Annotated in this window: 11 protein-coding genes and 2 pseudogenes; 11 read left to right on the top strand and 2 right to left on the bottom strand. The window is 72.6% G+C overall.

Annotated elements, in window-relative coordinates; genetic code table 11:
* Positions 1–3 precede the first annotated feature (3 nt).
* From ACK1X7_RS03920 to ACK1X7_RS03895, 6 genes and pseudogenes are all read left to right on the top strand, one after another.
* Complete coding sequence (locus tag ACK1X7_RS03920; RefSeq protein WP_361512267.1) at positions 4–648, top strand: cyclase family protein; 645 nt, start codon at positions 4–6, stop codon at positions 646–648.
* A 26-nt stretch (positions 649–674) separates the two neighbouring features.
* Entirely contained in the window at positions 675–1,082 is a 408-nt protein-coding gene (locus ACK1X7_RS03915; protein ID WP_385150224.1) for a YybH family protein, read from the top strand.
* Positions 1,079–2,527, top strand: coding sequence for a gamma-aminobutyraldehyde dehydrogenase (locus tag ACK1X7_RS03910; protein WP_385150227.1), 1,449 nt, complete (start codon positions 1,079–1,081; stop codon positions 2,525–2,527). Before ACK1X7_RS03915 ends, ACK1X7_RS03910 begins: the two co-directional genes overlap by 4 nt.
* A 167-nt stretch (positions 2,528–2,694) precedes the next feature.
* Complete coding sequence (locus tag ACK1X7_RS03905) at positions 2,695–3,207, top strand: GNAT family N-acetyltransferase (protein ID WP_385150230.1); 513 nt, start codon at positions 2,695–2,697, stop codon at positions 3,205–3,207.
* Between the two features lie 131 nt (positions 3,208–3,338).
* Positions 3,339–4,319, top strand: a pseudogene (locus tag ACK1X7_RS03900) (alpha/beta hydrolase family esterase); the annotation flags it as partial.
* A gap of 256 nt (positions 4,320–4,575) precedes the next feature.
* Positions 4,576–4,887: pseudogene (locus tag ACK1X7_RS03895) on the top strand (SAM-dependent methyltransferase); the annotation flags it as partial.
* Between the two features lie 3 nt (positions 4,888–4,890).
* Here the strand turns inward: ACK1X7_RS03895 and ACK1X7_RS03890 are convergent.
* The gene (locus ACK1X7_RS03890; RefSeq protein ID WP_413114631.1) at positions 4,891–6,720 is read right to left on the bottom strand and encodes a ricin-type beta-trefoil lectin domain protein; all 1,830 of its coding nucleotides are present in this window, start codon (positions 6,718–6,720) and stop codon (positions 4,891–4,893) included.
* A 254-nt stretch (positions 6,721–6,974) separates the two neighbouring features.
* Between ACK1X7_RS03890 and ACK1X7_RS03885 the strand changes: the two genes are divergently transcribed.
* Complete coding sequence (locus tag ACK1X7_RS03885; protein WP_385150235.1) at positions 6,975–7,676, top strand: alpha/beta fold hydrolase; 702 nt, start codon at positions 6,975–6,977, stop codon at positions 7,674–7,676.
* A 107-nt stretch (positions 7,677–7,783) separates the two neighbouring features.
* Here the strand turns inward: ACK1X7_RS03885 and ACK1X7_RS03880 are convergent, their stop codons facing one another.
* Positions 7,784–8,428, bottom strand: coding sequence for a hypothetical protein (locus tag ACK1X7_RS03880; protein ID WP_385150239.1), 645 nt, complete (start codon positions 8,426–8,428; stop codon positions 7,784–7,786).
* Positions 8,429–8,891: 463 nt separating this feature from the next.
* Between ACK1X7_RS03880 and ACK1X7_RS03875 the strand changes: the two genes are divergently transcribed.
* The 4 genes from ACK1X7_RS03875 to ACK1X7_RS03860 all read left to right on the top strand — a co-directional run bounded on the left by ACK1X7_RS03875 (position 8,892) and on the right by ACK1X7_RS03860 (position 23,088).
* Positions 8,892–10,565, top strand: a complete 1,674-nt coding sequence (locus ACK1X7_RS03875; RefSeq protein ID WP_413114630.1) for an ABC-F family ATP-binding cassette domain-containing protein — start codon at positions 8,892–8,894, stop codon at positions 10,563–10,565.
* A gap of 435 nt (positions 10,566–11,000) precedes the next feature.
* Positions 11,001–18,233, top strand: a complete 7,233-nt coding sequence (locus ACK1X7_RS03870; protein WP_413114629.1) for an SDR family NAD(P)-dependent oxidoreductase — start codon at positions 11,001–11,003, stop codon at positions 18,231–18,233.
* On the top strand, positions 18,230–22,750 hold the full coding sequence (locus ACK1X7_RS03865; protein WP_413114628.1) for a beta-ketoacyl synthase N-terminal-like domain-containing protein: 4,521 nt from the start codon (positions 18,230–18,232) through the stop codon (positions 22,748–22,750). Before ACK1X7_RS03870 ends, ACK1X7_RS03865 begins: the two co-directional genes overlap by 4 nt.
* On the top strand, positions 22,747–23,088 hold the full coding sequence (locus ACK1X7_RS03860) for an acyl carrier protein (protein ID WP_385151882.1): 342 nt from the start codon (positions 22,747–22,749) through the stop codon (positions 23,086–23,088). The genes ACK1X7_RS03865 and ACK1X7_RS03860 overlap by 4 nt, the downstream gene beginning before the upstream one ends.
* Positions 23,089–23,090: the final 2 nt, after the last annotated feature.

Here is a 23,090-nt window from a genome sequence, read left to right as displayed (position 1 = left end):
GCCGTGCGACTGATCGACCTGTCCGTACCCGTAGCCACGGGAATGCCGGTCTACCCCGGCGATCCGCGGGTGACCATCGCCCCGGCGCTGAGCGCCGCCGCCGACGGGGTGAATGTGCTGCACCTGGACATGGGGTCGCAGTCCGGCACCCATGTCGACGCGCCGTTCCACATCGACGACGCGCTGCCCACCCTGGATGAGCTGCCGCTGGAGCGCTTCTGGGGCCGGGCCGTGGTGGTGGACGCCCGTGGCGCGGAGCCCCGGACCCCGCTCGGGCCGTCCCTGTTCGAGGGGCGACCGCGGGCCGGCGACATCGTGCTCGTGGCCACCGGCTGGTCGCGGCACTGGGGCGGCGAGGACTACCTCGCCCATCCGTATCTGACCCGGGAAGCCGCCGAACTCCTGGTGGCCGCCGGGATCCGCACCGTCGGCATCGACGCGCTGAGCGTCGATCCCACCCCCGCCGACGACTTTCCCGCCCACCGGATCCTGTGCGGCGCCCACGCCGTCATCGCCGAGAACCTCACCGGCCTCGGCCCCCTGCTCGACGCGCAGACGGCGGGAGAGCCCATCGAGGTCTCCCTGCTGCCGCTGCGGCTCCCCGCGGCCGACGGCGCCCCCGTACGGGCCGTGGCCCGCGTCGGCTGAACCATCCACGCAAGGAGCATCACCCCATGAACGACGAGGTTCTCCGGGCCGCCGACGCCGTGGTGGCGGCGTTCGGCGAAGGCCGCCTCGACGACTACTTCGCGGCGTTCGCGCCCGATGCCACGTTCGTCTTCCACACCACCTCCGAACGGCTCAACTCGACCGCGGAGTACCGGGCGCTGTGGGACCGCTGGGTCGCGGAGGACGGCTTCCGTGTCCTGGCCTGCGCCTCCACCGACCGACTGGTCCAACTCCTCGGCGATACCGCGGTGTTCACCCATCTGGTGAAGACCACGGTGAGCACCACGGCCGGTGAGGAGACCACCCGCGAGCGGGAGACCATCGTCTTCCGCCGTCAGACCCCCGGCCACTGGCTGGCCGTGCACGAACATCTCTCCGCGGCACCCGGCACGAGCATGGAGACGGAACGATGAGCGAGCTTCTCGTCCTGCGCAACCACATCGACGGCGCGTACACCGATGCGGCCGACGGCCGCCGCCTGGAGGTCACCGACCCCGTCACGGGCGAGGTGTACGCGTCCTCGCCCCTGTCGGGCGCCGCCGACGTCGACGCCGCGATGGCCGCCGCCGCGGCGGCCTTCCCCGTCTGGCGCGACGCCACCCCGTCCACCCGGCAGAAGCTGCTGCTGAGGATCGCGGACGCGGTCGAGGCCCGGGCCGAGGAGATCGCGGACGCGGAGTGTCGTAACACCGGAAAGCCGCGCGCCCTCACCCTCACCGAGGAGATCGCCCCGATCGTCGACCAGATACGGTTCTTCGCGGGCGCGGCCCGGATGCTGGAGGGCCGCTCGGCGGGCGAGTACATGGAGGGCCTGACCTCGATCGTCCGGCGTGAGCCGATCGGGGTGTGCGCGCAGGTCGCACCGTGGAACTACCCGCTGATGATGGGCGTGTGGAAGTTCGCCCCGGCGCTCGCCGCGGGCAACACCGTCGTCCTCAAGCCGTCGGACACCACCCCCGCCTCCACCGTGCTGCTCGCGGGCATCATCGGCGACATCCTCAAGGAGATGGGCCTTCCGGCCGGTGTCTTCAACGTGGTGTGCGGCGACCGCGAGACCGGCCGGCTGATGGTCGAGCACCCCACCCCGGCGATGGCGGCCATCACCGGCTCGGTGCGCGCGGGCATGCAGGTCGCCGCGTCGGCCTCGAAGGACATCAAGCGGGTCCATCTGGAACTCGGCGGCAAGGCCCCGGCGGTGGTCTTCGAGGACGCCGATATCGCGGAGGCCGTGGAGGGCATCTCGCTCGCCGGATTCTTCAACGCCGGACAGGACTGCACCGCGGCCACCCGGGTCCTGGTCCACGAGTCGGTCCATGACGCGTTCGTGAGCGCGCTCGCCAAGGCCGCCGCGGCGACCAGGACGGGTGGTGGCATCGACGACGAGGAGGTGCTGTACGGGCCGTTGAACAACGCGGGCCAGCTCGCCCAGGTCTCCGGCTTCATCGAGCGGCTCCCCGCCCACGCCACGGTCGAGACGGGTGGCCACCGGGTCGGCGACAAGGGCTTCTTCTACGCGCCCACCGTGGTCTCCGGGCTCAAGCAGGACGACGAGATCATCCAGAACGAGGTCTTCGGCCCGGTCATCACCGTCCAGCCCTTCCGCGACGAGGCCCAGGCCGTGGCGTACGCCAACGGCGTGGAGTACGCCCTGGCCTCGTCGGTGTGGACCAAGGACCACGCCCGCGCGATGCGGATGTCCAAGGCCCTGGACTTCGGCTGCGTCTGGATCAACACCCATATGATCCTCGCCGCCGAGATGCCGCACGGCGGCTACAAGAAGTCCGGCTACGGCAAGGACCTCTCCGCGTACGGCTTCGAGGACTACACCCGCGTCAAGCACGTCATGACGGCCCTCTGACGTCCGCCGCTCTTCCGGCCCTCAGTACCGCGCCGCACCGATCCGCACCGATCCGGCGCGGTGCTGAGGGGAAGACGGCCGCTCGGGCCGACCACGCGCCTGTGCACGAGCCGTCGCGGAAGCCCTGTTCGGCCCGCTCGGGACCGGCCCGACTAGCCTGGTGCGATATGAGCGAGATGACACTGCGCCGGGCCCATGTCTCCGACCACGGGACCATCGTCGAGTGCGTGCGGAGCTGGTGGGGCGACTCACGCACCCCCGAGCAGGCGCGCGAGCTGTCGTTGTTGGTGCCCAGGCTGTTTCTCCAGTTCTTCTCCGGCACCAGCCTGGTGCTGGAGGACGGGGACGGGATCAGGGCGTTCCTCGTGGGCTTCCACGCTGCGGACAACGACGCCGAGGCGTACATCCACTTCGTCGGGGTCGACCCCCAACTGCGCGGACAGGGCGTGGGCGGCAGGCTCTACACGGCCTTCTTCCAGCGCGCCGCCGAGGCGGGCCGCCGGGAGGTGCGCGCCATCACCTCGCCCGCGAACACCGGATCCGTGGCCTTCCACCGAGCCATGGGGTTCACCGTCGAACCGGGCGATCGGGAGATCGACGGCCTTCCCGTGCACAGCGACTACGACGGCCCCGGGCAGCACCGGGTCTGCTTCCACCGGCGGATCGCCGTTCAGCCGTAGCGGACGCGAGGGCTGGGCGGACGCGAGGGGTTGACGGTGGAGGAGTGGTGTCCTACACCGATATGGGAGCGCTCCCATAGCTGCCGAACGAGCCGCTCCCTTCACCGTCACAGTCCAGGAAGGACAGCCGCATGAACCCCACCCCCGCGTCCGCGCGAACCACGCGGATACCCGGACGGCGCCGAAGGACACCGAGGTCGCTGGCCGCGGCGTTACTCGGTGGCGTACTGCCGCTGCTCGCCTCACTGTTCCTGCTGGCCCCGACGCCCGCTGCCGCGGCCTCGCTCACCGAGGTCACGGGCTTCGGCACCAACCCGAGCAACCTCCGCATGTACGAGTACGTGCCGAACAACGTCGCGGCACGGCCCGCCGTCCTCGTGGCGGTGCACTACTGCACGGGCTCGGGGCCCGCGTTCTACTCCGGCACCGAGTTCGCCTCGCTGGCGGACCGCTACGGCTTCATCGTCATCTACCCCTCCGCCACCAGAAGCGGCGCCTGCTTCGACGTCTCCTCCCCGCAGGCACTGCGCCACGACGGCGGCAGCGACCCGGTGGGCATCGTGTCGATGGTCCGCTACGCCCAGCAGCGCCACAACGCCGACCCCAACCGCGTCTATGTCACCGGCGCCTCATCGGGCGCCATGATGACCAACGTCCTGCTGGGCGACTACCCGGATGTGTTCAAGGCGGGCGCGGCGTTCGCGGGCGTGCCCTTCGGCTGCTTCGCCACCACCGACGGATCCGGCTGGAACAGCGCCTGCGCCAACGGCACCATCACCAAAACACCCCAGGCGTGGGGCGATCTGGCGCGCGGCGCCTACCCCGGATACCAGGGCGCCCGGCCGAGGATGCAGTTGTGGCACGGCACCGATGACGGCACCCTGCGCTATCCGAACTTCGGCGAGGAGATCAAGCAGTGGACCAATGTGCTCGGGGTGAGCCAGAGCCCCGTCCTCACGGACCGTCCACAGCCCACCTGGACCCGCACCCGCTACGGCGCCACGGGCAACCAGGCCCCCGTCGAGGCGATCAGCGTCCAGGGCACGGGACACTCCCTCCCGGCCGCCGGTATGGCCGCGCGGGCCATCACCTTCTTCGGCCTGGACGCCGGCTGACCTGCCGACCGGCTGACCGGCCGGGACAACGATGAGAAAGGCACCGAGGGGCCGGTTTCCCCGGCCCCTCGGCGGCCTTCCACGGATGCGCGGACGGCCGCTTCCCACGGCCACGGAGAACACTTCCGCCCCCTCGTCCGCCATCCCTCCGGCGGCCACCAGCGCCCTTGCGGCGTGAAGCCTGACCTGGCGTTACGCCGGGTCCGCGCCTATGTTTTCCCCCTCGGGAAGGGGAGCGCGTGGACCGGAACATCCGAGGCACCGTCGGCCGTCCAGGAGTCTCATGACGTCGTCCACCGTGTGCTTCGCGGCGGGCGCGATGGGCTCCGAACTTCCCGACGATGCCTTCTACCGCCAGTCCGCGCTCCACGGTGGCCTCGCCTACACACCCGAGTCCCTGCGCTGGATCTTCTCCGAGCTGACCGAGATCGAGCTGCGCCGCATGAATGACGAACCATCCGACTCCCCGCTTTTCGGGGAGCCGTTCCTGTGGACAGCCCTCTTCCGCCGCGCCACGCAGGCCCGGAGCACCGTGGTCCGAGGGCGGCGATGCGCAGGCCGATGATGGTCACCGCGTCGGGGCGGGCCCCGATACGGACACATCGGCCGAGGCGTCGGCGTGGCCGGTGGTCCACCGCTGGTCGTTCCGGTCGTCGGCCGAGCGCAGCTCGACCTGGCTGTCGGGGTCGTCGCCGTCCGGGGTGACGGCGAAGTCCGGTGCGATATGAGGGCGTATCAACCCCTGGCGGTCGACCACGAACCGCAGGTTCTCGCCGTTGTCGCCCTCGGCGGAGGAACACGGCCAGATGCCGACACCCCGTTCGGTGTCGCCACGCGAGTCCAGGCAGAAGTGGGGGTCGGCCTCGGTGTGCAGCAGCCCCTCGGAGTCCAGCCGCCACCGCTGGGTGTCGGTCCCGGCGCACCGGGCCAGGACGGCGTCCGTGCGCTTCTCCAGCCGCTGGTCGCGGATGTCCAGACAGAGCCCGGATTCGGCGTTGATCACCGCCGTGTAGGTGTCGCTCGGAATCGGGGCGCCGGGCGGCGGGGCGGTACTCGGGGAAGGCGTGGCGGGGGCGGTTGTGGACGGTTCGGTCATGCCACCGGGGTTCGGCGGTTGCTGTGGTCGCCGCGTCGGGGTCGGGGGATCCGTCGTCGGCTGAGCCGAAGGAGGCGAGGGGGTGGCGGTGGCGGACGCGGGCGGAGGTGTGTTCGTGCGACCGGCCGGGGTCATGTCGTCCCCGCCGGACACCAGGACCGCGACCGTGGCGGCCACCGCCGCCGCGGCCGCCACCACGATCAGCGCGGTCATCGCGGGCGGCCGGGAGCCCGTCCAGGCCGGTCGGCGCCACCGGCCCGCGGATTCACCGTCCATCGGCACGTCAGGCACGTTCGGCGCGTTCGGCACGACGCCAGCGTCCCCGGCGGCCCCCGTGACTCCGGGGACCCCCGCGGTCTCGGCGGGGGCATACGGCGGCGGGGGAGCGGGGACCAGCGGTGGGTCCGGCTGCCGCGGCTGCGCGTGCGACGGCGTCGCCGATCCCACCGAGGGCAGACCGCTGACCGGCCCCGCCGTGACGTAGGCCGCCCCGCCCCACCCCAGGAGCCCGTCGGCGAGCACGGTCCGGGGATCCTCGTCCATCCGTATCAGGTCGCCGTACACCCCGGCACACGATGGGCAGGCGGACAGATGGCGGTCCAGGTCGTCGCAGCGCCGGGGGCTGTCCGGCCGTACCGCCGCCTCGATCAGGCCCCGGAACCCCTGGCAGGTCTGCTCGCCGCCACGCTCCAGATGGGTCCGCAGCCACGCCTCGCGCAGAGCGCTCCGTGCCGTCTCCCGGAGCGTGGGGACGGTGTGCGGCGCCAGCCCCGCGAAGGTGGCCACCGCCGTGTCGAGATCCTCCTCCACCACGCTGTACCACAGGACATCACGGGTGCGCGCCGAGAGAGTGAGGAAGCCACTCAGCATGGCCGAACGCTCCCGCGACCTCCGGTGTCCGGCCTCGCGGTCCGCGGTGACACCGGAGCGGCCGAGCCACTCGGCGAACGTGGGGTCCAGCCTCTCCGCCCGGTTGCCCTCCGCCCAGGTGGCGGCCACCCGCTGGACGAGCAGCAGCAGATGGTGCCGCCATGGTCCCCAGGGGTCGATACCGCGACAGGTCTCCTGCGCGGCGAGGCCGAAGGACAGATCGGCGAGCTGGTCGGCGTCACTCCGGGTCCTGGTGCAGAGCCGGGCGTAGGACAGCACCGCCGACAGGTGGCGCTCCCGCAGTTGCTGCGTGGCCGGGAGGGCGGTGGGCGCCCCGCAGCGGATCCGCTCGGTGAGTTCCGCGTCGGACAGTTGGGCGTACGGCCGCTGCCCGGCGGTGGCATCGGGCTCGGTTCCGTGCTGGTCGGTCACCCTCGCGACTCCTCGCGTCACCGGCAGTGAGACGGGTGCCCATAGTGGTGGAGTGCGTGGGTGCGGGTAAAGGCATCCGGCAGGAACTCCCTTGAGACGACAACTAATTACGGTCAGTGGCGAGTGTGGAGTTCAGCCGTGAGCGGGGCCCGTATGCCTTTCGAAGCCCGTTCCGAAGCCCGTTGAGCCGAGGTCGCCGGAGGCTTACCCGAAGGGTCGGGGCCGTTGTCACACCCCCGCGCTACCTTGCCGCCATGACGGAATTCGTACTGGTGGCGGGCGCGTGGCTGGGGTCGTGGGCATGGGACGGGGTGGTGCCGGAGCTGCGGGCGGCCGGGCACGGCGTCCATGCCCTCACGCTGTCCGGACTCGCCGAGAAGCAGGGTGTGCGGGCCGGGCAGCAGACCCACGTCCAGGACATCGTCGGCGAGATCGAGCGCCTCGATCTGCGAGATGTGGTTCTGGTGGGGCACAGCTATTCGGGTATCCCGGTCGGTCAGGCCGCCGAGCGCATCGGCGACCGGCTGGCCCATGTGGTGTTCGTGGACTCCAACGTTCCGGCGGACGGTGAGTCGTTCCTGTCGGCCTGGCCCGGTGGGCGGGCCATGGTGGAGGCGTCGATGGCCGCGAACGGCGGCTTCTGGGCGCCCCTGGCCGAGGCCGACTTCCGCGGTCAGGGGCTCACGGAGGAGCAGATCGCGCGGATCGTGGGCGGCTCCACGCCGCATCCGGGCGCCACACTGTCCGAGCCGGCCGTGCTGGCGCGCCCGCTCGGCGGGCTGCCCGCCACGTACATCAAGTGTCTGCTCGACGGCCCCGAGCCGACGGACGACGTGGCCGAGCTGCTGAAGAGCGAGCACTGGCGGCTGGTCGAGATGGACACCGGCCACTGGCCGATGTTCTCCCAGCCGCGCGAGCTGGCCCGGATACTGCTCGGGTGTGCCGGGGCATCGTGACGCCGCACCCCGTCTGACCGGGTCCCGGGCGGTGTTCGCCCGGGACTCCGGCCACCTCGATCGCGTCAGGCGCGGGCCAGTCGTGTGCTACCGCGCCGCCGGTGCGGTCACTCGCAGCCGTACCGCCAGTTCCACCCCACGAAGGTGTGCCGCAGCTCCACATCGAAGCGGCAGCTCGCCGTCCCGTCGGCCTTCAACTGGACGTAGGAGTGGTGGGTGTTGTTGTACCAGTCGCCGGTCGGATCGAAGACGCCCTGGTACGCGAAGTCGGCGTGTGCCTCGGAGTTGACCTCGGCGCAGTCGGTGGCGCAGTCGTCCTTCGCGGTCTGCGAGGTGAGCGACCAACCGGCGTCCCACGGCTCGCGGTTCCACTCCTGGGTGGCCGTCGTGCCGCCGGTGGTGACGCGGCCGTTCGCCGTGTCCCACGAGGAGGCGGTGTACAGCCCCGTCATCCGGATGTTGCAACAGTCGTACATCTCGTTCCAGCCACGCAGCTTATGCCCGGCGGCGGCGGTGCGGGCCGAGCCCGCCGATGCCGGGCCGCGCTGGACGGAGACCGGCTCCGGCTTGCAGTCCGCGCCTATGGTGATCTGTCCCGAGACGGACTGGCCGGGCGCCGGAACCGGAAGCTCGCCGGTCAGCCGGACACCGTCACAGGACTTCGGCGCCGGGTCGGACTCCTGGGCCGTGGCCACCGTCGTACCACCCAGGAATGCCACCAGGGAGACGGCCGACACGGCCGCGATGCTCAACCGGCTACTCACTTCTCACGCCCTTTGAATCCGATGCGATCCGAAACGGGCAGCGCGCCTCGGAACCGGTGCGCCGCCAGGTCACGCGGGTGATCGTAACGGCGGTCGGCCGCGGAAGCGGGGGGCGCGGGAAAGGTTGGCAGGAAGGTGGCACCGCGGCCCCGTCCGGCCGCGCACACGACATCACCCACCACGGCTGCGCTACACTTCCGGGGTCCTGTTGTCTCCGATAGAGGTGGACGTTGCGTATCTGAGGTTCGCGATCATCACGCGGTACGGCACAAGCCGTAGCCCGTCACGTCGTAGTCGGCCTTCTCGCCGCCCGTGACCCGTGTGAATGCGACCTCGGTGCATCAGCCGTCCCTCACCCTTCGGAGGGCCGCACCCGTTTTCCCGGCTTGGTCGCCGCGTGGTGCTCGCATACGTAGCCCCTTTTCACAGCGCTTGCGAATGCGAGAACACCATGGCAGCAACCCCCACCCCCAGCGCCTCCGTGACCTGCTCGGCCCTGTCCTTCCAGTGGCCCGACGGCACGAGCGTCTTCGACGGGCTCTCGCTCGGCATCGGACGGGGCCGCACCGGCCTCGTCGGCACCAATGGCAGTGGCAAGTCCACCCTGCTGCGGCTGATCGCCGGCCGGCTGCGTCCCGCGCAGGGGTCGGTGACCGTCGGCGGGAGCCTCGCCTACCTTCCGCAGAACATCACCCTCGACACCACCCTCCGCGTCGACCAGGCACTGGGCATCGCCGAGCGGCGCGCAGCCCTGAGCGCCATCGAGTCCGGAGACGTCGACGAGGCCCACTTCGAGACGATCGGCGACGACTGGGACGTCGAGGAGCGGGCCCTGGCGACACTGGGCTCACTCGGGCTCGGCGATGTCGAATTGGACCGCACCGTCGGCCACCTCTCCGGCGGGGAGACCGTACTGCTGCGCCTGGCCGCCCTGCTCCTGGAGCGCCCCGATGTCCTGCTGCTCGACGAACCCACCAACAACCTCGACCTGTTCGCACGGCGGCGGCTCTACGGCGCCGTGGACTCCTGGCGCTCCGGTGTGCTGGTCGTGGTCAGCCACGACCGTGAGCTGCTGGAGCGGGTGGATCGCATCGCCGAACTGCGGTCCGGGTCGGTGACCTGGTACGGCGGCGGCTGGTCCGCCTACCGGGAGGCGCTGGCCACCCAGCAGGAGGTGGCCGCGCGGATGCTGCGGGTCGCCGAGGCGGATGTGCGTCGGCAAAAGCGCGAACTGGAGGAGACCCACATCAAACTGGCCCGCCGTCAGCGGAACAGCAAGAAGATGGACGTCGAGCGGCGGGCCCCGAGAATCGTCGCCGGTGCCCGCAAGCGGTCCGCGCAGGAGTCCGCCGGAAAGCTCCGCGACCTCCAGGAAGACCGCCTCCACGAGGCGCGCGAACGGCGTGAGGAGGCCGCCGAGGCGGTCCGCGACGACGCCGAGATCCGGGTGAGCCTGCCGCACACCGCCGTGCCCGCGGGCCGCACCGTGCTCAGCCTGAGTGAACTGCGCCCCCGGTACGGCGCGTTGCGCGAGGCCACCCTCCATGTGCAGGGGCCCGAGCGCATCGCGCTGGTGGGGCGCAACGGAGCGGGCAAGACCACACTGCTGCGCACCCTCACCGGCCAGCTCGCCCCGCTCTCCGGGGAGGCCACGGCGTTTGTGCCGCTGCGGTTCCTCCCCCAGCGGCTGGATGTGCTGGACGACGAGCTGAGCGTGGCGGCGAACGTGGCGCGCCGGGCGCCCGGGATCACCGACAACCAGATCCGCTCCCAGCTCGCGCGCTTCCTGTTCAAGGGGGCGCGGGCGGAACAGCCGGCCGGCACCCTCTCGGGTGGCGAACGTTTCCGGGCCGCCCTCGCGGCCACCATTCTCGCCGCACCGGCCCCGCAGTTGCTGCTGCTCGACGAGCCGACCAACAACCTCGACATGGCCAGTGTGCGGCAACTGACGAGCGCGCTGGACTCCTACGAGGGCGCGCTCGTGGTCTCCAGCCACGATCTGCCGTTCCTGGAATCCATCGGCATCACCCGGTGGCTGCTGGTCGGCGAGGAACTGCGGGAGACGGGCGCCGACGAGGTCCGGGATCTGCTCGAGGCGTCGTCCGCGACGGAGGTGACCGACTGATACCGGCCCGGGCGGATGGCCCGCGTGGCCACCCGCCCGGGCCGCCCGAGAGGCGTGGCCGCCCGCCCGGGCCGCCCCGCAACTCCTGCCTGTACACGAAATTCGCGACAGCGAAATCAGGATCCGGAGTCCGCGCAGGTTAGGCGCAAGCAAGGTTCACTCATGCGCCCCGGCATACCTTCGGCAGCGATCTCTTTCACCTGAGATATATGAACGTTTAACAGAGGGGGAGGAGGTGGCGACGCCACCGATGTCTTCGCGGCTGGCGAGAATCAGCCCGTCGCGGCACAGGCTTGCGACTGCTTGTTGACTCTTCAGTAATGAAGTGGCTAATTTCAGCCCGCGCCGTTTCGCGGGATTCCCGTGCCATACGTTCGACATGCGTTGCCCGAATTATCTCCCTTTCCTGCTGCGCTAGCGATTTTCGGAGAAAACATGTCATCCGCCGTGGACGCCGGCGATCTTGTCATCGGCATCACTCCCTTCGGGGAACCGGACGCCAGACTCGCCGCAGCGGTCAGCCGCGCCGGCGGTCTCGGCGTTCTCGACCTGGGAACAACGGGCCGCGAGGCCCGCCAGGCGTGGGAGGACATCGGCGAGTGGGTGGCCGACGGACGGTACGGGGTGCGGGCCGCGGCGGGCTGCCGCCTCACCCCCGCGGACCTGCCGGACGCCCCGGCCACCGGCGGCCCGGAGGGCGGCGCGTCCGGTCCGCATACGGTGGTGCTCGGGGTGGATTCGCCCTGGCCGGTGGAGGCCGTCTCCGACCGCTGCCGTGTGCTGGCCGAGGTCACCGACCTGGACGAGGCGCTCGAGGCCGTCCGTGCCGGAGTGCACGGGCTGATCGCCCGGGGCAGTGAGAGCGGCGGGCGGATCGGGGCGTTGGGCACCTTTGTCCTGCTCCAGCGGCTCCTCGCCGACCCCCGGGTGCCCTTACCGGTGTGGGCCTGCGGCGGCATCGGCCCACACACCGCCGCGGCCTCCGTACTCGGCGGCGCGGCCGGGGTCGTGCTCGACACCCAACTCGCCCTGCTCGCCGAATCGGGGCTCCCGGAGGACCGGGCCGCCGTCATCCGCTCCATGGACGGCTCCGAGACCACCGTCCTCGACGGGCGCCGCGTCCTGCGACGCAGGGGGCGCGCCACGCAGCACATCCAGCCAAGTCTGACGGTGGGTCAGGATGGCTTCCTGGCAGCCCAGTTCGCCGAGCGATGGCGGGATGTGGGCTGCACCGTCCGGGGCATCACCGACGCCATCCGGGAGGCCGCGCACGAGGCCGTACGGAACGGCTCCGCCGTCACCGCGCTGCGCCCCGGCGCCCCGCTGAGCACCCGCCTCGGCACCCGGCTGCCCATCGCACAGGGCCCGATGACCCGGGTCAGCGACCAGGGAGGGTTCGCCTGCGCCGTCGCCGCCGGGGGAGCGCTGCCGTTCATCGCGCTCGCCCTGGCCGGACGTGAGCAGGCGCGCACCATGCTGGAGGAGGCCGCGGCCGCGCTGGACGGCCGCCCCTGGGGCGTCGGGGTTCTCGGCTTCGCACCCGAGGAGATCAGGAACGCCCAGCTCGAGGCCGTACGGGAGATCCGCCCCAGCCACGCCATCATCGCGGGCGGACGGCCGTCCCAGGCCAAGGCGCTGGAGCGGGACGGCATCGCCACCTATCTGCATGTGCCCTCGCCGGGGCTGCTGCGCCAGTTCCTCCAGGCCGGGGCCCGGCGGTTCGTCTTCGAGGGCTCCGAATGCGGCGGCCACGTGGGGCCGCGCAACAGCTTCCCGTTATGGGAGGCCCAGATCGCCGTCGTCGAGGACTTCCTCGACGACACCGCGCACGACCCGCGTCGTACGGCGAACACCGACGGCATCGACGGGACCGACGCGGCCGACAGCACAGACGGGACCGACGGCGCGGGCATCGAGATCCTCTTCGCCGGGGGAGTGCACGACGAACGCTCCGCCGCGATGGTGGCCGCGCTCGCCGCCCCGCTCACCCGGCGCGGCGTCGCCATCGGCTCGCTGATGGGCACCGCGTATCTCTTCACCGAGGAGGCGGTGGCACACGGCGCCGTACAGCCACTCTTCCAGCGCCACGTGGTGGCCGCCGAGCACACCGTGCTGCTGGAGACCGCCCCCGGCCATGCCACCCGCTGCGTGCCCAGCCCCTTCACCGAGAGCTTCGACACCGTCAGGGAGCGGCTGCGGAACGAGGGCCTGCCGGACCGGGAGGTCTGGGAGCGGCTGGAGCGGCTGAATGTGGGACGGCTGAGGATCGCCAGCAAGGGCATGGACCGCGGGTCCGATGGCGCGTTGACTTCGGTGGACGAGGAACACCAGCTCAACGGCGGGATGTTCATGGCAGGACAGGTGGCCGTGCTGCGCTCGGCCACCACCACGATCGGCGCCCTGCACCATGCGGTGGGCCCCGGCGCCGCCGACTTCCTCACCGCACGCGCCGAGGCGGTGTGCGAGGGCCTGGGCGTGGCCTCGGACCGAGTGGCTGCCGAGGCGCCCGCGCCACTGGACGTGGCCGTGGTCGGCATGGCGTGCATGTTTCCGCAGGCGCCCGACCTCGCCTCGTTCTGGGCCAATGTGGTGGGCGGTGTGGACGCCGTCACCGAAGTGCCCGCCGAGCGCTGGGACCCCGCCGTCCACTACACGGGCGACAAGGACGGCGCCTCCGCCTCCAAATGGGGCGGCTTCCTGCCCCCTGTCCCCTTCGACCCGCTGCGCTACGGCATCCCCCCGGCCTCGCTCGGCAGCATCGAACCCGTTCAACTGCTGGCCCTGGAGGCCGCCCGCCGGGCCCTGGACGACGCCGGGTACGGCGCCCCCGGTGACGGTGGCCGGACCTTCGACCGCTCCCGCGCCTCCGTGGTGTTCGGCGCCGAGGCGGGCAGCGATCTGTCCAACACCCAGACGCTCCGCGCCGTCCTGCCGCGCTATGTCCGCGAGGTGCCGAGGGACCTGGTGGACCAGTTGCCCCGGCTCACCGAGGACTCCTTCCCCGGCATGCTCGCCAACGTCATCTCCGGGCGGATCGCCAACCGGCTCGACCTCGGCGGTGCCAACTACACCGTGGACGCCGCATGCGCGTCATCGCTGGCCGCCGTGGACGTGGCCTGCAAGGAGCTGACCGCCGGCACCAGCGACCTCGTACTGTGCGGCGGCGCCGATCTGCACAACGGCATCAACGACTATGTGCTCTTCTCCTCGGTGCACGCCCTCTCCCCGACCGGCCGCTCCCGCACCTTCGACAGCTCCGCCGACGGAATCGCGCTCGGCGAGGGCGTCGCCTGCGTCGTCCTCAAACGGCTGGCCGACGCCGAACGGGACGGCGACCGCGTCTACGGCGTCATCAAGGGTGTCGGCTCCTCCAGCGACGGCCGCTCGCTCGGGCTGACCGCCCCGCGCCCCGAGGGTCAGCGGGCCGCACTGGAGCGCGCGTACGCCAATGCCCACCTCTCGCCCGCCGACGTCGGCCTGATCGAGGCGCACGGCACCGGCACGGTCGTCGGCGACCGTACCGAACTCACCGTCCTCGGCGAGGTGTTCACCGACGCAGGGGCCGCACCGGGGGCGTGTGCGCTGGGCTCGGTGAAGTCCCAGATCGGGCACACCAAATGCGCCGCGGGGCTCGCCGGACTGGTGAAGGCCGCGATGGCGCTGTACACCGGCATCACACCACCGACACTGCATCTGACCAGGCCCAACGAGGCATGGGACGCGGACCGCAGCCCCTTCGCCTTCCACACCCGGGCCCGGCCATGGGCCGCCGCGCCCGCCGAACGGGTGGCCGGTGTCAGTGCGTTCGGCTTCGGCGGGACCAACTTCCATGTGGTGCTGGCGGCACACGGCCGGGGAGCACCACCCGCACAGGGGCTGGACGTCTGGCCCGCCGAGCTGTTCCTCTTCCGCGGGGCCGACCGGGCGGCGGCGCTGCGGGTGGTCCAGGAGACACTCGACCAGCTCATGGCCAATGACACGGCCGGACGGCCATGGCGGCTGCGCGACCTCGCGCTGACCGCCTCCCGGCGGGCCGATGCCGGGCAGGAGCCGGTCCGGGTGGCCGTGGTGGCCGCGGACCTGGACGACCTGGCCGCAGGATTACGGCAGGTGCTCGCGGGCGATCCGCCGGGCCCGGGGCCACGCGGACCGGACGGGCCGCACATCGCCCCGGAGCCGGCCGAAGAGGCCAAGGGGACCGGCGACGCGCCGGAGCGTGGCAAGGTCGCCTTTCTCTTCCCCGGGCAGGGCAGCCAGCGGCCCGGGATGTTCGCCGACGCCTTCGTCACCTTCCCCGAACTCCAGCGCCAGTTGCGCCACGGACGCGCCTACGCCGACGCGCTGTATCCCCCGGCCGCCTTCGACGAGGCCGGACAGACCGCACAGCGCACCGCCATCACCGATACCCGGGTGGCCCAGCCCGCACTGGGAATGGTCGGGCTCGCCGCGTACACCCTGCTGACCTCCGCCGGGGTCCGGCCCGACATGGCGGCCGGACACAGCTACGGCGAACTGGTCGCGCTGTGCGCCGCGGGCGCCCTCGACCCCCGTACGCTGCCGCGGTTGAGCGCCGAGCGGGCGGCCGCCATCCTCGGCGCCGCCGAGGCCGCCGGGGAGGAGCCCGGCACCATGGCGGCCGTGACCGCGCCCCCCGGCGAGGTCGAGCCGGTGCTGCGGGCGGCCGGGCTCGCCGAGCGGGTGGTGACCGCCAACCACAACGCGCCACGGCAGACCGTGATCTCCGGGCCCGAGCGGGACATCCAGGAGGCGGTGCGGCTGCTGCGGGCGGCCGGGCACTCGGTCAAACGGATCCCGGTGGCCTGCGCTTTCCACAGCCCGCTGGTGGCCGGGGCCGGTGCGCGGTTCGCCGAGGCGCTGGCCGTTTATCCGGTGCGGGCGGCCGAGTTCCCCGTCTGGGCGAACCGCACCGCCGCCCCGCACGGCGCGGAGCCGGACGCCATGCGCGCCGAACTCGCCGCCCAGATCGGCGCGCCCGTCCGCTTCGTGGCGCAGATCGAGGCCATGTACGAGGCGGGCGCGCGGATCTTCGTGGAGGCCGGTCCTGGGACGGTGCTCACCCGGCTGGTGGGGGAGATCCTCGACGGCCGTCCGCACCTCGCCCTCGCCTGCGAGGGGCGGCGTACCGGCTCCGCCGGACCGCGGGGTTTTCTCGACACCCTCGCCCGGCTGGCCGTCGCCGGTGTTCCGGTGCGTACGGGCTGGCTGTTCCACGGCCGGGACGCGGTGGCGGCGGGATCCGCCCCGCCACCGAAACGGCCCGGCTGGACGGTCGACGGACACCTGGTCCGCACCGCGGACGGTGAGCTCCTTCCCGGTGCGCTGGCACCGGCGCGACGTGTCATGGAGGCGACGGTGAGCCAGACCGATCGGACGGGTGGCGGCGAGCACGCGGGCAGGGACGCCCTGATCTCGGAGTTCCTCAGGACCAGCCGGGAGATGATCGCCGCCCAGCGCGATGTGCTTCTCACCTACTTCGGCGGGGCGCCGGGCGAACGGCACGGGTCGCCACCGGCTCCGGTCGCTTCGGCCGCACCCTTGCCCGCCGAGCTCGGCCCGGTGGCCGCCGCGCCGGTGGCTGCTGCTGCGGTGGCCGCCACCTCAGGGGCCGCCGCGCCGGTCGCAGCCGTGTCATCCGCATTCGCCCCGCCCGCACCTGCCACCGGGCCCGATGTGCTGCGCGCGGTCTCCGAGATCATCAGCGAACGCACCGGCTATCCGGTCGACATGATCGAACCCGACCTCGACCTCGAAGCCGATCTCAGCATCGACTCCATCAAACGCGCCGAGATTGCGGGCGAGTTGGCGCGGCGACTCGGTGTCGCGGGCGCGGACACCGCCGCCCTGGGCGACGAGGAGCTGGAGGAGCTGGCCAAGGCCCGTACCACCGCCGCCGTTACCGACTGGCTCACCGCCCGCCTCGCCCCCGCCCCCGCGCACTCCGCGACACCGCCCGACGAACCGGAGCCGGTGGCGGAGGAGGCGGCGGCCGAGCCCGAGGCGGTGGCCGTGGCCGAGCCCGTGGCCGAGCCCTTGGCAGTGGCCGGTGTGGCGCCCAAGCGGCTGCGGCTGATGCCCGTGCCGCTCGGCGCACCCGGCGACGGTGCCGCCGCACCGCGCGATCTGACCGGTCGGCGCTTCGCCCTGCTCGGCGGGGAGGGCGACGGGGTGGCCGAGGCGGTGGCCGCCCGCCTCGTCGAGCGCGGTGCCGAGGCCGTCCGCCTCGCCGCCGGGCATCCGCTCACCGAGGACGACGGCCGGGTGGACGGTGTGCTGTTGCTCGATCCGCTGGCCACCTCCGGCGCGCCGGTGCTGCCGGAGGCGTTCACGGCCCTCCAGTCGGCCCTGCGGCGCGCCCCGCACTGGCTGCTGGCGCTCCGCCGCACCGACCCGCTCGCCGCACGCACGGCCGGGCTGCGTGGGGTCTTCCGCACGGTGGCCAGGGAGTACCCGGACATGGTCACCAGACTGGTGGAGTTCCCCGCCGATGCGACCGGGTCCGCCGACGTGGCCGGTGCGGCCGACGTGGCCGATTCCACCGACGCCTCCGGATCCCCCGAAGCGCCCCATTCCCCCGATGGTCCCGATTCCCCCAATTCCCCCAACGCGCCCAGCTTCGCCGACATCGTGGCCGACGGGCTGCTCGACGAGTTGCTCGCCCCGGACCGTACGCCCGTCGTGCTGCGCACCGCGGAAGGGCGGCGCCACCGGCTGGACCTTGTGGAGGCCCCGCTGGGCGCGCTCGCCGCTTCGGGTGCCGGGCCCGCCGGGGACGGCGCGGCGGAGGCCGTCGCGCTCGGTCTGGACCGGGACGCGGTGGTGGTGCTGGTCGGCGGGGCGCGGGGCATCACCGCGCGGTGTGCCGCCACCCTCGCGTCCGCCGCCCGCTGCCGGATCGAGCTGCTCGGCCGTACGCCGGAGCCCGTCGGCCCCGAGGACCCGGCCACCGTCGGGGCCCGCGACGAGACGGCCCTGCGCGCGGCGCTCGCGGCCCGGGGCGGGCTGGGACCCGCCGAGATCCAGCGGGAGGCCGCCCGGATCCTGGCGCGGCGGGAGGTCGCCGCGACCATCGAGGAGCTGACCGCCCTGGGCAGCCGGGTCCGCTATCGATCGGTGGACTTCCGGGACGCCGAAGCGGTGCTCCAGGAGGTGAAGCAGATCCACGCCGACCACGGACGGCTGGACGGTGTCGTCTACGGGGCCGGTGTGATCGAGGACCGGCTGATCGCGGAGAAGTCCGCCGAATCCTTCCAGCGGGTGTACGCCACCAAGGTGGAGGGAGCCCGGACGCTGCTGGACGCGCTGGCGGAGCTGCCCGAACCACCGGCGTTCGCCGTGTTGTTCGGCAGCATCGCCGCCGCCCTCGGCAACCGCGGCCAGGTGGACTACGCGGCGGCCAACGACACGCTGGAGACCCTCGGCGCGCGCTGGCGGGACCGCACCGGCCGACGGGCGCTGACCGTGCACTGGGGCCCCTGGGCACCGACGGGCACCCATGGCGGGATGGTCACACCGGAGCTGGGCCGCGAGTACGCCCGGCGCGGCATCTCGCTCATCGACCCCGAGGAGGGCACGCTGGCGCTGCTGCGCGAGCTGGCCTGGGGCGAGGAGTCCACGGGATCCGTCGTCTACACCGCCTCGGACTGGTGAGGGTGACGGACGGGCAGGCGCATCGGCAGCCGCCGGTGGCCATCGTCGGCATGTCCGTGCTGCTGCCCGGCTCCCCGGACCTGGACACCTACTGGCGCAATCTGGTCGGCGGCGTGGACGCCATCAGCGACGTCCCGGCCGGGCGGTGGGACGCCGGTTTCTACGCCCCGGACGGCGGTGGCGACACACCCGCCGTGCCCGACCGGGTGTACTGCCGACGGGGCGGATTCGTGGACGAGTTCGCCCGGATCGAGGCCGCGCGGTTCGGGATCATGCCGAACTCGGTGTCCGGCACCGAACCCGACCAGCTCATCGCCCTGGGCGTCGCGGCGGAGGCCATCGCCGACGCGGGCGGTGAGGTCCGGCTCCCCGACCGGCAGCGGGTGGGTGTGGTGCTGGGCCGGGGCGGCTATCTCACCCCCGGGCTGGTCCGGCTCGACCAGCGGGTGCGCACCGCCCACCAGCTCGTACGGACCCTCGGTGAGCTGCTGCCCGACCTCGGTCCCGGCCAACTCGACCTCGTACGGGCCGCGTTCACCGAGCGCCTCGGCCCGGACCGACCCGAGGCGGCCATCGGCCTGGTGCCCAACCTCGCCGCCTCGCGCATCGCCAACCGGCTCGATCTGCGCGGCCCCGCGTACACCGTGGACGCCGCCTGCGCCTCCTCGCTCGTCGCCGTCGACCAGGCGGTGGGGGAGCTGGCCTCGGGCCGGTGCGATGCGATGCTCGCGGGCGGGGTGCACCACTGCCACGACATCACCCTGTGGAGCGTGTTCTCACAGTTGCGCGCGCTGTCGCCGAGCCAGCGGATCCGGCCCTTCCATCGCGCGGCCGACGGCCTGCTGATCGGCGAGGGCACCGGTGTGGTCGTCCTCAAGCGGCTCGACGACGCACTCCGCGACGGCGACCGCGTCTACGCGGTGATCCGCGGCACCGGTGTGGCCTCCGACGGCCGCGCCACCGGTCTGGTCAACCCGGACCCGGGCGGTCAGACCCGGGCCGTACGACAGGCGTGGCGGGCCGCGGGCCTCGATCCGCGAGAGCCGGGCGCCATCGGGCTGCTGGAGGCGCACGGCACCGCCACGCCCGCCGGGGACACGGCCGAACTGGCCACGCTGGCCGAGGTTTTCGGCCCTGGTGGCACTCCGGGTGAGACGGCCGTCATCGGCTCGGTGAAGTCGATGATCGGCCACACCATGCCCGCCGCGGGTGTCGCCGGCCTGGTGAAGGCCGCCCTCGCGGTCCACCACGGCCGACTGCTGCCCACCCTGCACTGCGACGACCCCCATCCGGCGCTGGCGGCCACCCGCTTCTCGGTGCTCGGCGCGGCCGAGCCCTGGGAGGCGCCGGTACGGCGCGCCGCCGTGAACGCCTTCGGGTTCGGCGGGATCAACGCCCATGTGGTGCTGGAGCAGCCCCCGGGGCCGGTTGCGCAGCGCGCCACGACCGTCGTCATCGAACCGGAGCGGGTGCTGGCGCTGGCCGCGGACACCCCGGAGCGGCTGGCCGACCTGCTGGCGGCGGACGACACGACCGTACGGACGACGGTGACGGGGCGGGACGCCCGTACCCGGCTGGGCATCGTGGAGCCCACCGCCAAACGGCTCGCGCTCGCCCGGCGCATGGTGGCCAAGGGGCGCCCCTGGCGTGGCCGCAACGACATCTGGTTCACCCCCGCACCGCTGCTCGGCGCGGGCCCGGCTGCCACGGGACCGGCGGCCACGGGAAAGCTCGCCTTCGTCTTCCCCGGCCTCGAAGCCGAGTTCGTCCCCCGCGTGGACGGTGTCGCCGAGTACTTCGGGCTCTCCCGCCCCGCCGGGGACCACTTCGGCGAGGCGGCCCGCGTGGGCGACATCGGCCGCCATGGCGTCGGTGTCTTCGGCGTCGGCCGGCTGCTGGACGCGGCGCTGCGGCGGATGGGGGTCGTACCGGACGCGGTGGCCGGGCACAGCGTGGGGGAGTGGACCGCGCTGGCCGTGGGCGGCCTCTACGCGGGCGAGGAGGTCGACGCCTTCCTCGATTCCTTCGACCCGGACGCGCTGCGGGTGCCCGGCCTGGCCTTCGCCGTCCTCGGCGCCGGTGCGCCACGGGTGCTCGCGGAGCTGGAGGCGCGGGCGGACGGCCGGATCGTGCTCTCGCACGACAACGCGCCCAGCCAGTCGATGGTGTGCGGACCGCGCGACGATGTCGAGGAGTTCGTCCGGGCCCTGCGCGCGGACGGCGTGATCGCCCAGCTCCTGCCCTTCCAGTCCGGTTTCCACACCCCGATGCTGGCGCCCTACCTCGACCCCATCCGAGCCGTGACGGAACGCTTCGAGCTGCTGCTGCCGCCCAGGATCCCCGTCTGGTCCGGAACGACCGCCGCACCGTATCCGGCGACCGAGGCGGAAGTGCGCGAGCTGTTCATCCGCCACCTGCTGGAGCCGGTGCGCTTCCGGCTGCTGACCCAGGCCCTTTACCAGGCGGGGTTCCGCGCGTTCGTCCAGGTCGGCACGGGCCAGCTCGGGTCGCTCATCGGCGATACGCTGCACGGTCGCGACCACCTGGTGGTGGCCGCCAACTCCCCCCACCGCGACGGGGTGTCCCAGCTCCGCCGCGTGGCCACGGCGCTGTGGACGGAGGGGGCGGAGGTGGACCCCACGCTGTCGCGTAAAGCCTCGCGCCCCACACCCACGCTTCCTCCGGTGGCGCTGGACCTGAACGGTTCACTGGTCTCGCTCGGCGAGCCACGCCTGAGCGAGCTCCGCAAAGTGGTGGGCAATCGTTCCTCCCCCGGCTACCGCCGGGAGGTGCCCCCTGGGCGGAACGGGTGGGCACCACCCCACCCGCACCCGGTAACGGTGAGCACACCCCAGGGCGCGTCCCCGCACCCGCACGCTCCTTGGACCGCCGAACTACTCGCCCTGCTGGACGAGACCGCCACCACCGCGACAGCGGTCATCGCGGCGAGCCGCCCACCGACCCCGCGCACCCACGATCTGCGGGTCTCCACCGAGACCATGCCCTACCTCCATGACCACTGCTTCTTCCCGCAACGCCCCGGCTGGCCCGATGAGTCGGACCGCTGGCCCGTGGTCCCGGCCACCACCATCGTCCAGCACCTCATGGACGCGGCGGAGCACACGGCGGCGGAGCACACGGCCGGAGGCGCCGTGGCCGTCGCCGTCCACGGCGCCCGCTTCGACCAGTGGGTGACGGCGGCACCCCCCAGCACCGTCCCGGTCACCGCGACGCCGGCCTCGGCGGGCCACTACACCGTCACCTTCGGCCGCAGCGCCCGCGCCACCGTGGAAGTCGCTCCCCACCACCCCGCGACCCGCCCCACCCCCTGGCCCACCGACCCCGCCACCGAGCGCAGCCCCGACCACACCGCACATCTCGTCTACGCCGAGCGCTGGATGTTCCACGGCCCGGCCTTCCAGGGGCTCACCGCGCTCACCGCGATCGGCGATGCGCATATCCGCGGCACGATCACCACGCCCCCCGCGCCCGGAGCGCTGCTGGACAACGTAGGGCAGCTCCTCGGCTACTGGATCATGGCGACCCGCACCGAACGGACCGTGGTCTTCCCGGTCGGCATGCGCCTGATGCGCTTCTTCGGCCCGCATCCGAGCCCCGGCACACCGGTGGAGTGCCTGATCAGGATCACCTCGCTGACCGATACCGCGCTGGAGGCCGACGCGCAGTTGCTGACCGGCGGTGAGGTGTGGGCGGAGCTGGCCGGCTGGCAGGACCGCCGGTTCGACAACCACCCCGACACCCGCCCCGTGGAGCGCTTCCCACAGCGCAACACGCTTTCCCGGCCCCAGCCGGGCGGCTGGGTACTGCTGCATGAGCGCTGGCCCGATCTGGCCTCCCGCGATCTGATCATGCGTAACCACCTGGGCAGCGACGAGCGCATCGGCTATGAACACCAGCCGCCACGTGGCCGCAGACAGTGGCTGCTGGGCAGGATCGCGGCCAAGGACGCCGTACGGCGATGGCTCTGGGACCACGGCGAGGGCCCGGTCTTCCCCGCCGAGATCGGGATACGCGACGACGGCGAGGGGCGTCCGTACGCCATCGGCGTCCACGGCCGGACCCTGCCCGGACTGGCCCTCGCGCTGGCACACCGGGCGGAGGCCGGGGTCGCCCTGGTGGTGCCGCGCGCACACGGCGCCCCGGGCCCCGGTATCGCCATCGAGGAGGTGGCCGACCGCGACGACCGCGCCCTCGCGACCGCCTTCGGCCGGGCCGCGAAGCAGGCGGTCGCCTCGGCGGAGGGCACCGGCCCGCGCGACCGGCCAGGTGACCTCACCATCGCCGAAGTACGGCCGGAAGCCGATCACTCCGACCCGGCACCGACGACCCGGCTCATTGTCGAGGTGGCGGCCACCGCCCCCGGGCAGCGCCCACGCCGCTACCAGGTCCACTGCATCACCATCGCCAACCCGCCCGGACTGCCGGACCGGGACTACGCCGTGGCCTGGACGACCGGCCCGGACCACCAGGAACAGGACGAGGAGAGCGATCAGTGACCACCGTCAATCAGACCGCCACGGCACCCGCCATCGACGCGCCGTCCGACGACGCACCGGCCGTGCTCGCGGAGATATCCAGGATGCTCCGGACGATGCTCGACGAATACGGCCTCGACGATATCGAGGTCACCATGGAGACCCGCTTCACCCAGGATCTGGAGCTGGAGAGCATCGACCTGGTGGCGCTGGCCAGTGGCCTGGAGGCCCGGTACGGCAGACAGGTCAACTTCGCCGAGTTCGTGGCGGGCCTGGAGCTGGACGAGATCATCGACCTCGCCGTGGGACAGCTCGTCGAGTACGTCGTCCGGAGCCTCAGGGCAGCCGGGGAGAGCTGACC

It is taken from the genome of Streptomyces sp. CY-1 (assembly GCF_047218265.1).
In the GTDB taxonomy this organism is placed as follows: Bacteria; Actinomycetota; Actinomycetes; order Streptomycetales; family Streptomycetaceae; genus Streptomyces; species Streptomyces niphimycinicus.
Note: the sequence above shows the minus strand (reverse complement) of the source record. Positions and strands in the feature narration are given on the sequence as shown.

Bases quoted from the DNA above. Each gene is read 5' to 3' on its own strand.
- ACK1X7_RS03885 (WP_385150235.1), top strand. From the start codon at position 6,975: ATGACGGAATTCGTACTGGTGGCGGGCGCGTGGCTGGGGTCGTGGGCA.
- ACK1X7_RS03870 (WP_413114629.1), top strand. From the start codon at position 11,001: ATGTCATCCGCCGTGGACGCCGGCGATCTTGTCATCGGCATCACTCCC.
- ACK1X7_RS03915 (WP_385150224.1), top strand. From the start codon at position 675: ATGAACGACGAGGTTCTCCGGGCCGCCGACGCCGTGGTGGCGGCGTTC.
- ACK1X7_RS03875 (WP_413114630.1), top strand. From the start codon at position 8,892: ATGGCAGCAACCCCCACCCCCAGCGCCTCCGTGACCTGCTCGGCCCTG.
- ACK1X7_RS03905 (WP_385150230.1), top strand. From the start codon at position 2,695: ATGAGCGAGATGACACTGCGCCGGGCCCATGTCTCCGACCACGGGACC.
- ACK1X7_RS03910 (WP_385150227.1), top strand. From the start codon at position 1,079: ATGAGCGAGCTTCTCGTCCTGCGCAACCACATCGACGGCGCGTACACC.